The sequence below is a fragment of the Wolbachia endosymbiont (group B) of Cyclophora punctaria genome (assembly GCF_964028235.1).
In the GTDB taxonomy this organism is placed as follows: domain Bacteria; phylum Pseudomonadota; class Alphaproteobacteria; order Rickettsiales; family Anaplasmataceae; genus Wolbachia.
Genome location: NZ_OZ034749.1, coordinates 788,036 through 801,255, shown reverse-complemented (window position 1 = coordinate 801,255; position 13,220 = coordinate 788,036). Strand labels below are relative to the sequence as shown.

11 protein-coding genes and 1 pseudogene are annotated in these 13,220 nt (G+C 34.6%); 5 read left to right on the top strand and 7 right to left on the bottom strand.

Going from position 1 to position 13,220, the window contains the following annotated elements:
- Positions 1 to 296: 296 nt before the first annotated feature.
- Positions 297 to 528 (top strand): annotated as a pseudogene (locus tag ABWU33_RS03850) (transposase); the annotation flags it as partial.
- A gap of 165 nt (positions 529 to 693) precedes the next feature.
- Here ABWU33_RS03850 and ABWU33_RS03845 read toward each other — a convergent pair.
- Together ABWU33_RS03845 and uvrA are read right to left on the bottom strand one after the other, a co-directional pair.
- Positions 694 to 1,398, bottom strand: coding sequence for a ComF family protein (locus tag ABWU33_RS03845; protein ID WP_211907982.1), 705 nt, complete (start codon positions 1,396 to 1,398; stop codon positions 694 to 696).
- Between the two features lie 51 nt (positions 1,399 to 1,449).
- A complete protein-coding gene (gene uvrA / locus ABWU33_RS03840; RefSeq protein ID WP_211907979.1) occupies positions 1,450 to 4,263 on the bottom strand; it encodes an excinuclease ABC subunit UvrA in 2,814 nt (937 codons plus the stop codon).
- Positions 4,264 to 4,588: 325 nt separating this feature from the next.
- On the opposite strand from uvrA, the gene ABWU33_RS03835 reads away from it, so the two are divergent.
- Together ABWU33_RS03835 and ABWU33_RS03830 are read left to right on the top strand one after the other, a co-directional pair.
- Positions 4,589 to 5,926: an ankyrin repeat domain-containing protein gene (locus tag ABWU33_RS03835; protein ID WP_211907977.1), complete on the top strand. Its 1,338-nt coding sequence runs from the start codon at positions 4,589 to 4,591 to the stop codon at positions 5,924 to 5,926.
- 60 nt (positions 5,927 to 5,986) lie between these two features.
- Positions 5,987 to 6,985, top strand: a complete 999-nt coding sequence (locus ABWU33_RS03830) for a pyruvate dehydrogenase complex E1 component subunit beta (protein ID WP_211907975.1) — start codon at positions 5,987 to 5,989, stop codon at positions 6,983 to 6,985.
- Positions 6,986 to 6,987: 2 nt separating this feature from the next.
- Here the strand turns inward: ABWU33_RS03830 and ABWU33_RS03825 are convergent, their stop codons facing one another.
- The gene (locus ABWU33_RS03825; protein WP_007302624.1) at positions 6,988 to 7,344 is read right to left on the bottom strand and encodes a TrbC/VirB2 family protein; all 357 of its coding nucleotides are present in this window, start codon (positions 7,342 to 7,344) and stop codon (positions 6,988 to 6,990) included.
- Positions 7,345 to 7,542: 198 nt separating this feature from the next.
- Here ABWU33_RS03825 and lepB point away from each other — a divergent pair, with 198 nt between their 5' ends.
- Complete coding sequence (gene lepB / locus ABWU33_RS03820) at positions 7,543 to 8,328, top strand: signal peptidase I (protein WP_064085447.1); 786 nt, start codon at positions 7,543 to 7,545, stop codon at positions 8,326 to 8,328.
- 3 nt (positions 8,329 to 8,331) lie between these two features.
- Here lepB and ABWU33_RS03815 read toward each other — a convergent pair whose 3' ends face one another.
- Genes ABWU33_RS03815 through iscU form a run of 4 tightly spaced genes read right to left on the bottom strand, consistent with a single transcriptional unit; the run spans position 8,332 to position 11,437 of the window.
- Positions 8,332 to 10,233, bottom strand: coding sequence for an Hsp70 family protein (locus ABWU33_RS03815; RefSeq protein WP_353281046.1), 1,902 nt, complete (start codon positions 10,231 to 10,233; stop codon positions 8,332 to 8,334).
- A complete protein-coding gene (locus ABWU33_RS03810) occupies positions 10,211 to 10,669 on the bottom strand; it encodes an iron-sulfur cluster co-chaperone HscB C-terminal domain-containing protein (RefSeq protein WP_250120340.1) in 459 nt (152 codons plus the stop codon). Before ABWU33_RS03810 ends, ABWU33_RS03815 begins: the two co-directional genes overlap by 23 nt.
- Positions 10,662 to 11,048, bottom strand: a complete 387-nt coding sequence (locus tag ABWU33_RS03805; protein WP_006012614.1) for a HesB/IscA family protein — start codon at positions 11,046 to 11,048, stop codon at positions 10,662 to 10,664. Before ABWU33_RS03805 ends, ABWU33_RS03810 begins: the two co-directional genes overlap by 8 nt.
- Positions 11,049 to 11,053: 5 nt before the next feature.
- A complete protein-coding gene (gene iscU, locus ABWU33_RS03800) occupies positions 11,054 to 11,437 on the bottom strand; it encodes a Fe-S cluster assembly scaffold IscU (protein WP_007302620.1) in 384 nt (127 codons plus the stop codon).
- A 176-nt stretch (positions 11,438 to 11,613) separates the two neighbouring features.
- Here iscU and ftsY point away from each other — a divergent pair, with 176 nt between their 5' ends.
- On the top strand, positions 11,614 to 12,525 hold the full coding sequence (gene ftsY, locus ABWU33_RS03795; protein ID WP_211907967.1) for a signal recognition particle-docking protein FtsY: 912 nt from the start codon (positions 11,614 to 11,616) through the stop codon (positions 12,523 to 12,525).
- Positions 12,526 to 13,220 lie beyond the last annotated feature (695 nt).

The following is a 13,220-nucleotide window of genomic DNA, read 5'->3' as shown; positions in this document are numbered from 1 at the left end:
ACGGAAGTAAAAAATTTATATTGATCTTATCATGTTTATTATTAGCATAATTATAAACATGGGAAAGCAAATACAAGTCAACTTATCTAAAAAAAATAGTGAGAGGGTCTTATCTGGCGCAAAATGGATGGCCAACCTTAGTGAAAATTATTTTGCATCATTGAATAATAACAGCATTAAACCAGCCAGCTCTATAAGAAAACTAATAGAGGCTTTTTTACTTGTTCCAATTATTATATCCACTGCTATTACACTAGCATGTACCTATTTTTTTCTGAATGCAGTGAGTATTCAAAAATATGATTGCAGCTTTGAATAAGGGAAAAATTATGGCGCCTATGATTTTTGAAGGCTATTGCGATACAGACGTTTTTAATAGCTAGTTCAAGCTTTATTGCTGGGTGATTTTGGATAATGCAACTTTTTATAGAAAATAAGTGAATTTGTTAAAAGTATCGGTGCTGAAGTTATATATCTGCCTCCATATTCTCCTGATTTTAATCAAACCATTGGTTTGCTATAAAAAATTGAGCCAGAAAGAATATCCAGCTATTCGAACTATTAGAAAAAGGGCTATAATTATAGGCTCAGTATACACTATAACTAGAATTTTTTTAAGAGAAATGATACAGAAGTTAGTACTAAGAAACTAAACAGTTTTCAAAAATGAAAATTATACCTTAAAGCTGATTTTCATACAGTTCTTGCAAGCGATAGTACTCTCACTTCTCTTGCACCAGAGTTTAAAATTTCCTGAGAGCAAGACCTTGCAGTTGCACCAGTTGTTACTACATCATCAACCAATATCACGATTTTGTTTTTGATAATTTCGCTGTTGCTTATTTTAAAAGCCTTTCTCAAATTTTTTTCACGCCTTTTAAGTGAAAGACCAGCTTGAGGTACAGTGTGACGAATACGTTTTATTGCAAATGGTGTATAAGATAAGTAAGATAACTTACTTAATTCCTTCGCGAGCAATGCTGCTTGATTATATTTACGTTTAAATAAGCGTATTTTATGTAGCGGTATGGGAATTATGACCTCTGCATTTTGAAACATGTCTTTGTTAGCTTTGTACATCCACTTTGCGTAGACTTTCATGTAGTTTAAGTTATCAAAAAATTTAAAATTTATAATCATATTTTTGCTATGTTCATCGTAGGCAAAAACTGATCTTAATACTTTAAATGGTGAAGGGTTACTGATGCATCTACCACATGTATCAATGTTATCTGGAATTACTACACCACAAACATTACAGTAATGCTTAGTTAAAAAATTGATTTTTTTATTGCATTCACTACATAAATCATAACTTTTATCAATTATACGTTCACAACTTACGCATACGTTTGGAAATATGAGATCTGTAGCTTTTTTTAATAAGAGAAGATTCATGAATTAAATATGTTAGGTATACCTTTTAAAATGCTCCTCATAACCTAATTATTAAGAAATAGTCGATACTTGATCCAATAAATATGTTTTAAGATACTTGCCTGTAACGCTTTTTGGAGTCTGTGCAACTTTTTCTGGAGTTCCTACAGCAACCACTTCGCCACCTTTTACTCCACCCTCTGGACCAATATCTATTATGTAATCAGCAGTTTTTATAACATGTAAATTGTGCTCAATAACTATAACAGTATTTCCTAAATCAACTAGCCTATGGAGTATTTTCAGTAAATTATTTACATCTTCAAAATGTAACCCAGTTGTTGGCTCATCGAGAATATACAATGTTTTCCCGGTAAATCGCTTTGATAGTTCCTTAGACAGCTTTATTCGTTGTGCTTCACCCCCGGACAACGTTGTTGACGACTGTCCAAGCGTTATATAACCAAGCCCTACTTCCTGTAAAGAAATCAACTTTTCCTTTATCATTGGAAGATTTTCAAAAAAGTCACATGCTTGATCTATTGTCATATCAAGCACATCAGAAATTGATTTTCCCTTGTAAGTAACTTCCAATGTTTCTCGGTTATACCTCTGTCCTCTACATTGCTCACATTTCACATAAACGTCCGGTAGGAAATGCATCTCGATCTTTAAATGCCCATCACCTTTACAAGCTTCACATCTTCCTCCCTTGGTATTAAATGAAAATCGGCCTATATTGTAACCTCGTGCCTTCGACTCTGGGAGACCTGCAAACCAATTTCTGATGTGAGTAAACATACCAACATATGTTGCTGGATTTGATGCTGGGGTCCTACCAATTGGTGACTGATCAACTTCTATAATTTTATCTATATACTCAAGGCCTTCTATTTTATCGCATTTACCATGCTTTGCAGATGAATGATTTATCTTCTGTGCTGAGTATTTATATAGTGTTTCTATTACTAAACTTGATTTTCCTCCTCCTGATATTCCAGTAACACAAATAAGATTCCCTATAGGAAATTCAACATTTATATTTTTTAAGTTATTCTCACATGCGTTAACTACCTTTATGAACTGAGTTGTTTGCTTTCTTCTTTTTGAAATTGAAATTTCCTTCTTTCCACTTAAATACTGTCCTGTTATGCTCTCTGAATTTTTTTGTACCTGATGTGGTGTTCCTTCTGCAACGATTTTTCCTCCATTCACGCCAGCTCCAGGACCAATATCAATCACATAATCAGCAGCCATTATTGTGTCTTCATCATGTTCAACAACAATCACAGTATTACCCATGTCTCTCAGATTTTTAAGTGTGGCAATTAATCGATCATTATCACATTGATGAAGGCCAATTGAGGGTTCGTCAAGCACGTATAGCACTCCTGTTAAACCAGAACCAATTTGCGAAGCAAGCCTGATCCTCTGGCTTTCACCACCAGAGAGAGTGCTAGATTCACGGTCAAGTGTAAGGTAATTTAGCCCTACATTCTTTAAAAATGTCAGCCTTTTGATTATTTCGTTTAATATTTTATTTGAAATTTGCCTTTGTTGTTCTGTAAGTTTATCTGATAAATTTCCAAACCACTTAAGGGATTCATCGATGCTGAGCCTTGATATTTCACCTATATGTTTTTCATCAATTTTCACTGTAAGTGCTTCTTTTCTCAATCTATAGCCAGCACATTCTTTGCAGTCAGTAACAGAACAATACCTATCAATAAGTGATGCATCGTAATCCATCTGGCGTTCTAGGATACTGACCAAACCTTGAAATTTCATTTCTCTAGAGCCAAAAAGTATTAAATCCTTCACTTTTTGGTCTATATTCTTCCACGGAACATCAAGGCTAAATTTGCAATTTTCAGCCAGTGATAGAATTGCATTTTTTAGCAATCCATAGTTTGTATGCACTTGACGGAATATTGATCCAATTGGCTTTAAAGCACCTTCAGATATCGAGAGCGTTTCATCTGGCACTATTAGCTTTGCATCAACACTTAGTTTTTTACCGAGCCCATTGCATGAACTGCATGCACCGTAGGGGCTGTTAAAAGAAAACAATCTTGGCTCTATTTCTTCAAGAGTAAAGCCAGACTCAGGACATGCAAAATTCTCTGAGAAAGTTAAAGTTTGACCATTTTTATACTCGGAATTGTGGTTATCAGGTAAGTTCACTATTTCTGCATACATTAAGCCATGGCCCAGACTCAATGCTGATTCTACACTGCTTGGTAGTCGATTTCCTATATCATCTGATATGGAGATTCTATCTGCAATAACAAAAATATCATGTTTCTTGTTTTTATCGAGTTTAGGCAAGTCATCTATATTGTATGTTTCACCATCTATTTTTAGTCTCACGTAACCCTGCTTTTTAATTTCCAATATCTCTTTGAAGTGCTCTCCTTTTCTGCCACGCACAATAGGAGCAAGTATATATATTTTAGTTTCTAAAGGTAATGCTATAATAGTATCTACAATTTGAGATACAGCCTGTTTCGTTATTGGCAACCCAGTTACAGGCGAATAAGGTATTCCTACTCGTGCATATATCAAACGTACATAATCGTAAATTTCAGTAACGGTTCCAACAGTTGATCTTGGATTTTTTGAGATCGACTTTTGATTAATTGATATTGCAGGAGAGAGGCCTGTGATTGACTCAACATCTGGTTTATCTTGAATATTAAGAAATTGACGTGCATAAGCCGATAGACTTTCGACGTATCGGCGTTGGCCTTCTGCATAAATCGTATCGAATGCGAGGCTAGACTTACCAGAACCACTTAGTCCAGTTATAACAACTAACTTATTTTTTGGTATATTGACATCAATACCCTGCAAATTATGCTCTCTTGCACCTTTAACTCTGATCATACTTCATGTACCTTTGACCATTACAGCCTCAAAATACATAAACTTACAACAACTTTCTACTAATTTTTTCAACTATTACGGAAAACGAGATAGCACAACTAGTGCAAAACATTTTGCCACACAACTATATAAACATCTGTTTTCGCCAAGTTAGTTCGTACAATAAATGGTGTCATAAAAGTATGTTTTCTACAATCTCATCAAAAACATGCTTACCAATTTTTGGAAACAGGAAATTTTATTTTATATAAAATATAGAATTTTGATAAATTTAACTTTTTTGTGAGATTATGCAGAGATAAAAATAAATTTAGAGGGAAAGGTTATGGCAATAGAGAAGGAGAAGTTTTTTGAAATAATAAATGAGGTAAGTGAAAGTAGCGATTTGGATGAAGATAATTTACTTGAAAAAATAAAGAATGAGTTAAAAGGAAAAGATGCAGGAGAGTACAACAAGTTTAGTAAAAATTTTAGTAAAGAACATCAATTTAGTATAAAAATTTCAGAAGAAGCTGCAGAAGATTGGACGTTGTTACATCTTGCTACAGCATGCAACAATCTTTTGATAGCGGAATTTCTAATGAAAAAGAAAGCAAGTGTTAGCGCTCGAGTAAAAGATGGATCTAGAAATGATGGAATAACTGCTTTGCATATTGCTGCTTCTTGTGGACATGAAAGCATGGTAAAACAACTACTAAGTGATGATCGAGTGAATCCTTCATTAAAAAGTAAAAATAAGACTCCAAGGGAGGTGGTAGGTAATACAGAAAATAAGGAAGCGATAGTACAAATGTTAGAGGAGGCAGAAGAAAATCATTCGCGAAAGAAGATAAAAGGCTTTCACATCCAAGTTGGAGAAGGAAGTTGTGACCACTCATCTCAGAATGATAATATAACTCGAGTCAGTTCATTTGTGAATGGAATTACTAAATTAGGAAATGATAGAGAAAAATCAATAGCAGTGGAAATACAAATGTGGAATGAAAGAAGGAAAGGGAATAATGATAATATTCAGAGTGAGCAAATCGCTTCTCATTCTATTACTGGTGAAAGTGTTAGTAGTGACGACAGCGGTCTAGAGTCTGAGGCTACATTTGATACTTCTTTCTGCTCTGAAATAAATAACGATGGAGCAGCTAATGAAGTTAATGACCAAATTTTAGAAAGTCTGCAACCTCAAATTCAGTTGCAAGATAGACAAATTCGGAAGTTAGAAAAGCCAGGTAAAGAATTAAAACATGTTGAGAAAGAACTAGAAAAATTAAAGAGTGACTTAGCTGGACATGAGAATAGGTTAGAAGTACTTGATAAACTCAGTGAAGAGAATCAATCACTAAAACAACAAATACAAGATCTAAAAAGTAAAAATACAACACTTAATAGTGAATTAAGCAAAACCAAAGCAAATAAAGTATTACTAGAAAAAACAGAAAAAGCACAACTGTCTTTCTTAAAAATTGCTTCTGTAAACTTTGCAATCATGTTGACAGTAGGTGTTGCCTTTAGTGTAGCCTTCCAATTACCAATTCTATTGATGATTGCAACTTCTGTGATGTCTTCATTGATAGTCGGTGGAGTTACATACGCACTATCACCGCAACCTACTGAATTAAAAGAAGTAAGTATTCAATGCTCAATGCAACATGATGCTTGTAAAACTTAACTTGTGCGCTTCCTGGTAATTTTGATATAGTTATTTCAGTTGAAATTTACAGATTTACAAATGGCAAGCTTAAGTGTAAGAGAAGCGTTATGCACGGCAATCAGAGAAGAAATGCAAAATGACCCTGATGTATTTATCATGGGTGAAGAAGTTGCAGAGTATGATGGTGCTTATAAAGTAACAAAAGGATTACTGAAAGAGTTCGGAGAAAATAGGGTAGTTGATACACCTATTACCGAACATGGATTTGCTGGTCTTGCTGTTGGAGCAGCGTTTGCTGGGCTCAAACCTATTGTTGAGTTTATGACTTTTAATTTTTCTATGCAAGCTATTGACCAAATTGTGAATTCCGCAACAAAAACAAATTATATGTCAGGTGGACAACTTGGATGCCCTATAGTGTTTCGTGGACCAAATGGAGCTGCAGCAAGAGTTGCCGCACAACATTCTCAGTGCTTTGCATCTTGGTATTCGCATGTTCCAGGTTTGAAAGTAATAGCACCTTACTTTGCCTCTGATTGCAGAGGTCTGCTTAAAGCTGCAATTCGTGATCCTAATCCAGTAATATTTCTAGAAAACGAGATCGCTTATGGGCATGAACATGAGATTCCTGATTCTGAGCTATCAAATAAAGATTATCTACTTGAGATAGGCAAAGCTGCTGTTATACGGGAAGGAAAGGATGTAACTATCACTGCTTTTTCATTGAAACTAATGGATGCGTTAAATGCAGCAGATTTACTCTCTAGTGAAGGAATAGAAGCTGAAGTTATCGACCTCAGAACCTTAAGACCACTTGACACTGAAACAGTTATTAACTCTATTAAGAAGACCAATAGATTAGTAAGCATAGAAGAGGGTTGGCCATTTGCAGGAATAGGAGCAGAACTCTCAGCCATGGTTATGGAACAAGGATTTGACTACCTTGACGCTCCGGTTGTACGGGTAACCGGCAAGGATGTCCCCTTACCTTATGCTGCAAACCTAGAAAAGAAAGCATTACCACAAGTGGAAAATATAGTTGAAGCTGTGCACCAAGTCTGCTTTAGAAAGAAATAGTCCTATTGACTCTTTTTTTTATCTCCCGTTCCACATTCTTCCATAAAAGAGGCATTTGTAGAGTTTATACCACCCATTACTTTTATGACAATAGTTTTAGCGCCAAAAAACACAGCGCAAAATACACCGAGGGCGAAAAGAGCAGGCCACGGCATTCTACCAAATATTGCAAGTAAAGCTGCTCCTATTATCACTACGGTCATAAGCGGTCCACCTATTCCCCAAACGTAGCCAATAATATTACATATTACTTGAGCAGTTGTATCGTCATTAGAGTTAGCAGCACTTCCAACATGAGAAAAAGAAATAAATAATACTATAAGTAGAATACAAAAAACCTTTCTAATTGTAGGGTTCATCCCTATACCTTAAGTTTAAATATTATAATTATATCTAAAATAGTATAATTTTCAGTAAAACTAGCATTGTGATTTATACAATATTGCATAGCAAATGATGTCTACTGGTTATCAATCACTGTCAATTACTTAAGGGCTTATTTCGACTTTCGAAAAGAGCAATAACACCCATGAGTAAAATTTCACATTACCACTTTTATGTGTTATGATAAGCTTAAATTTATAAAGAAAATAAAATTGAAAGAATTGAGAGAGAACCGGATAGCAAGAACGAGAAAGTTTTTATCTTCACTGTTTTTTTTGCTACTAATTGCGCTATCAATACGTAGTTTTTTATTTGAGCCATTTCATATTCCTTCTGGTTCAATGAAAAGCACTCTACTTGAGGGAGATTATATTTTTACTAGTAAATATTCATATGGTTATAGTAAACACTCTTTTCCATTTTCTCCAAACATCTTTAGCGGTAGAATCTTTTATACCCCTCCGGAGCGTGGTGATATAATAGTTTTCAAGCCTACAAGAAATGACAGCATTAGATTTGTTAAGCGGGTAATAGGAATACCGGGCGATAAAGTGCAAATGATAGAGGGGGAGTTATATTTAAATGATCAGAAAGTAAAGCGAAGACAAATTGAAAATTTTTTTGATTATGAGTCAAAGCGTAATATAGCAAGATACATCGAAACACTCCCGAGCGGCAAGGAGCATGAAATTCTAATAGATAATCTTTCTAACAAGTTATCATACAATACTCCAGTTTATTATGTGCCTGATGATCAATTTTTTGTTATGGGAGACAATAGAAATAATTCTTTTGATAGCAGGTTTTCTGAAATTGGGTTAATACCAACTGAAAATATAGTTGGGCGCGTAAGCATGGTTGGTTTATCGTTTAAATTAGGCAAAGTTGATTGGTTACCGTTTGATTTTAGGTTACCTATTGCTCTGAGATTTGACAGGGTACTTCACAAAGTTTTATGAACTCTATCTGTCTTCTGATTCGCATAACTCTAAAGCAGAGTTTTCTAACTCAGAGATAGCATTATTAATGTTGTCTAAGTCATTTTCCTGTAAAGCGTCTTTTGCGTTCTGTAGTAAAATTTTTAACTTTTGCTCAATGGAAACATTTTCAACTAGATGTATGAGCTTGTTACCGTTAATTTTAGCCTCTGCAAGGGAACGAGCCTTCATGTCTTCATCAAAGTTACTTACTGACTGATTGACCATATCTTGAATATCTTCTTCACTTAAGCCAGAGCTTGAATTTATTTCAACTGTCTGTTCGACTCCAGTAGTTTTTTCTCTTGCAGTGACAGTCAATATTCCATCAATGCTAACTGTAAATCCTATTTCAACTTTTGCAGAACCTGCAGGCAATTGTGGTATACCTTTGAGTTCAAATCGTGCTAGAGATTTATTATCTTTTATCATTTCACGTTCTCCTTGACAAACGTGAATTTTCATTGCTGTTTGCCCGTTAGCGTAAGTTGTAAACTCTTTTATTTCTGAAACTGGTAGTGGTGTATTTCTTGGTATAATTTTTTCAACTATTCCCCCCATAGTTTCTATGCCAAGTGATAAAGGCAGCACATCAAGGAGAATATTCCTATCTTTTGAGTTTGAAGTTAAATAATGAGCCTGCAAAGCTGCCCCATTGGCAACTGCTTTGTCCGGATCCACATCATTCAGCACTTTATTGCCAAAGAGCTTGATTAGTGAATTTTGCACTAATGGCACTCTAGTTGCGCCACCAACTAAAATTACCCCTTTTATATCATCGATTTTAAGATCTATGTTGCTTATAGTACGAGTAACTATATTTATAGTCTTATTAACCAAAGGACTGATTGCTTGCTCGAATTCTTCTTTGGTAATTTTGCACTTAAATAATTCACCATTGATGCTGAATTCAAAAGTGCCAGAGGTATCTTCACTTAGGTACTCTTTTATAGCACGTATATTGCAGATACCAGTTTTAGTGTATGAATGTTGTAATTTGTAGGTAGTTGTATCAGATGGTGTCATTCCAGTGCTTGACACTGGAATCCAGTTCTTATTATATAACTTTCTGGTGTGTTCACTTGCAATCAAACTTTCTGGATCCCAGTATCGGAGCACTGGGATGACACTAGAGCATTTTTTATTTAAACCTACCCGTTCTCTATACTTTTCAAGCACGATTAAACTAAGTAGATGATCAAAATCATCACCACCAAGTTTAGTATCACCACCAACTGCAAGAACTTGAAACACTCCTTGATGTAATTTTAATATTGAAATGTCAAATGTTCCACCACCGAGGTCATAAACTGCATATATGCCACTGTTATTGTTCTTTTCAATGGAGTAAGAAAGTGCTGCAGCGGTTGGTTCATTAATGAGGCGAAGAACATCTATGCCAGCTAATTTTGCTGCATATTTGGTTGCGTTACGTGCTGAATCATCAAAATAAGCTGGTACAGTAATCACTGCTTTGTTAACTTTCATCCCTGTGAATTTTTTTACCCTCTTGCATAGAGTTTTTAGTATCTCAGCAGAGATCTCAATAGGAGTGAGATACTTTTCTTCTGAGCATTTTACCCTAATAACTTTTTCACTTTCGTTATCTATTTCACAATTGATACCTTCTTTATGCAAGTCTTTAACACTTTTACCCATTAAGCGTTTTATAGAGCAGATAGCGTTTTCGCCAACATCGTAGCCTACTTTTAGTACATCCTTTTCATATGAAATGACAGAAGGTAATAGTTCACGACCTTGCTCATCTTTAAATATTTCTACATTGCCAGCTTTATTTACCATGGCAATTAAAGAGTTAGTAGTTCCAAGATCTATACCAAAAACTACCTCATTTGAACTTGGTTCAGAAATTTGAACTGGCCGCATTTTCCTTTATCTCCTCAAATGACTTATATAAATATCTCAATCTAAAAACTTGCGTAGAAGCTTCATCAAAATTTTTTGTAGCAAAAGCATTAATTAGGTTTTTAGTACAATCTTTTACCTTTTCATCAATCATCCTACTTGCAAATTGTAAATCATCGCAGTCTAGAAAGTATTCTCTTATTTCCATTGATTCATTTAATATTTCAGGATCAAGATGCTCTTTTTTGCTTTGTACGTCAAAAAGATCCAACAAATGTTCGGCACGCTTTAGCGGTGACTTCAGTACCTGATAAGCTTTGTTGATATTTTCCATATTTTTGGACTCTCTTTCATTTATATCAGTTTTGCTTAGCTCAATATATTTTTTCTCCAGCTCATCAAAGCTGATGTTAAAAGCCGGTTCAATTCCAAATAATGTGAAATGGTTGCTAGACATGAAAACTCTCTCCACAACCACATTTTCCTTTCTCATTAGGATTTTTGAAAATAAAACCTGATGAGAATTTTTCCTCTACATAATCCATTTCAGAGCCAAGGATAAACATGATAGATTTTGGATCGATCAGCACCTTGACTTTTTGATCATCACTGCAGCTTTCTTCAATTACCGACTCCAAAGGACGAACATCATATGCATATTCAATATCATATTTTAAACCAGAGCATCCTTTTTGCTTAATTAGAACTCTTATTCCTATTGCTTCTTCAAGGTTAGCATGCTTCTTTTTGTCCAATAAAAACCTTACCCTCTCTACTGCATTTGCAGTTAGAGTGATAGGTTTTTTAACAGAATTTACTCCTTGAAATTCACTCATATTCCTCAATGTTTTTGTTTATTTTGATAATCATGAATAGCAGCTTTTATAGCATCCTCAGCAAGTACTGAACAGTGTATCTTTACTGGCGGCAAAGACAATTCTTCCACTATTTGAGTATTCTTTATCTTTGTTACATTCTCAATAGTTTTTCCTTTGATCATTTCTGTAAGCAAAGAACTTGAAGCTATAGCAGAACCACAACCAAAAGTTTTAAATTTTGCGTCTTCAATAACACCTTTATCGTTGACCTTTATTTGCAGTTTCATTACATCTCCGCATGATGGTGCACCAACTAAACCAGTACCAACATTTGGATCATTTTTATCCAGAGAACCAACATTCCTTGGATTTTCGTAATGATCTAAAATTTTCTCATTATAACTCATAGATTACCCGTAAACCATTACTTACATTATAACATATTTAGGTTAAAAACTAAAGTAAAATACACTAGCAAGCGGTACATTTTACTCATAAAATATATAGGTTACGAGTGTATTTACTTTACAAATACATATAGTGCATGTCATTCTTTATATGGTAATTTTAGAAGGAGTATTTCTTGAGTTTATTCAGTAATCTTTATCAAGGACTATTAAAAACCTCCTCCCGTTTTAGTGATGGAGTAAAAAATATTTTTTCTGGCAAAAAAAAATTAGATCAGTCGCTTTTAGATGATCTGGAAGAGCTGCTGATTAGCATGGATATAGGTCATAAAACTTCTAGATTGCTTATTGATAAGCTCGCAAGTATCAAATTTGAATCAGAAGTTGAACATAACATTATCACACAGCAGTTAATGAGCGAAATAAAAACAATATTAAACCCTGTTGTGCAGCCGCTCATTTTGAATAAAAAACCACACATAATAATGGTATGCGGAGTGAATGGTAATGGAAAAACTACAACTATAGGTAAACTTGCCCATAAATATAAGGAAAAAGGAAAATCCGTTATGCTTGTTGCGTGCGACACATTCAGAGCTGCTGCGAGTGAGCAATTAAATATTTGGGCAGAACGTTCTGATTGCTCTATTGTTACTGGAGAGCACGGTAGCGATTCTGCAAGTGTGGCATATAGAGCTGTAAATCAAGCGATAAAAGAGAGCGTTGATGTTGTTTTGATTGATACAGCAGGAAGGCTACAAAACAATGTAAATCTCATGCAAGAGCTGTCAAAAATACATAGAACGATAAAGAAATTGGATGATACTGCTCCTCATGATGTTATTTTAGTTCTTGATGCAACTACTGGCCAAAATGCTTATAGCCAATTAGAGGCGTTTAGTAAAATGGTTGGTGTTACCGGGTTAATTGTAACAAAGCTAGATGGTACTGCCAAAGGTGGAGTAGTGATTGGGCTTGCAGAAGCTTATAAGGTGAAATTACACGCTATAGGAATTGGTGAAAGTATAGAAGACCTGAGGGAATTTACTGGCAAAGAGTTTGCTGAAGCGCTGTTTAAATGTGATTGAAGATTTCCTTTAACTTTTTCATATGACCAAGCTTCAATTTTTAGATGGTGTCATTCCAGTACTTCCTATCCGAGTAGCCTTTTCTTGCCATCCCAGTCTGGGATCCAGATTGCAAGTGGGTTGGGTGAGCCGTTATAGATAGCTAACGTATAAAAATTACTTCCGCATATTTTCAATCTCATTATAATTACAAATAGAGATATTTTAAGAGCTCAAAATCTATCTTTAGTCTGCAGACTTTTTAATCAAACTTATTAAAAAATGTATTCTTCAGTGTATATCTGTCGTATGTGCACTGCATTTTTTTTCTAACTCTTTTTTATACAGGAGGATTTTATGTCCAGAATTCCAGATACTTGATCTTTACTTTAGCCAATAAAAATCAATGGGCGCCCATGGTTTTTATAAAGAAAGTATAAGAAAAAAAATATTTTAAAGAATATGAAATAAGGATCTAATATGTTTTGTGGGCAACCAAAAACCACTTCAGCTTGTCACTCATGCCTAAAAAGTAATTATATTAATGTAATATTGATACTTGTATACTAACATAAATATATTTTAAAAATTTAAGGAGTATATTATGACAATGTCTACCACAAATTAGTGAGAAATTAGCAGCTAGCGCAAAAAGTCTCTTTGATGAGAGCGAAAAATTATTGCTTATAGCAGAGGAAATACACAATCAAGATTTA

What these genes read in the sequence shown, in the direction of transcription:
- ABWU33_RS03835 (WP_211907977.1), top strand. Translation starts at nt 4,589, where the DNA reads ATGGCAATAGAGAAGGAGAAGTTTTTTGAAATAATAAATGAGGTAAGT.
- ABWU33_RS03815 (WP_353281046.1), bottom strand. Translation starts at nt 10,233, where the DNA reads ATGCGGCCAGTTCAAATTTCTGAACCAAGTTCAAATGAGGTAGTTTTT.
- ABWU33_RS03810 (WP_250120340.1), bottom strand. Translation starts at nt 10,669, where the DNA reads ATGTCTAGCAACCATTTCACATTATTTGGAATTGAACCGGCTTTTAAC.
- ABWU33_RS03830 (WP_211907975.1), top strand. Translation starts at nt 5,987, where the DNA reads ATGGCAAGCTTAAGTGTAAGAGAAGCGTTATGCACGGCAATCAGAGAA.
- lepB (WP_064085447.1), top strand. Translation starts at nt 7,543, where the DNA reads ATGTGTTATGATAAGCTTAAATTTATAAAGAAAATAAAATTGAAAGAA.
- ABWU33_RS03825 (WP_007302624.1), bottom strand. Translation starts at nt 7,344, where the DNA reads ATGAACCCTACAATTAGAAAGGTTTTTTGTATTCTACTTATAGTATTA.
- ABWU33_RS03845 (WP_211907982.1), bottom strand. Translation starts at nt 1,398, where the DNA reads ATGAATCTTCTCTTATTAAAAAAAGCTACAGATCTCATATTTCCAAAC.
- uvrA (WP_211907979.1), bottom strand. Translation starts at nt 4,263, where the DNA reads ATGATCAGAGTTAAAGGTGCAAGAGAGCATAATTTGCAGGGTATTGAT.
- iscU (WP_007302620.1), bottom strand. Translation starts at nt 11,437, where the DNA reads ATGAGTTATAATGAGAAAATTTTAGATCATTACGAAAATCCAAGGAAT.
- ABWU33_RS03805 (WP_006012614.1), bottom strand. Translation starts at nt 11,048, where the DNA reads ATGAGTGAATTTCAAGGAGTAAATTCTGTTAAAAAACCTATCACTCTA.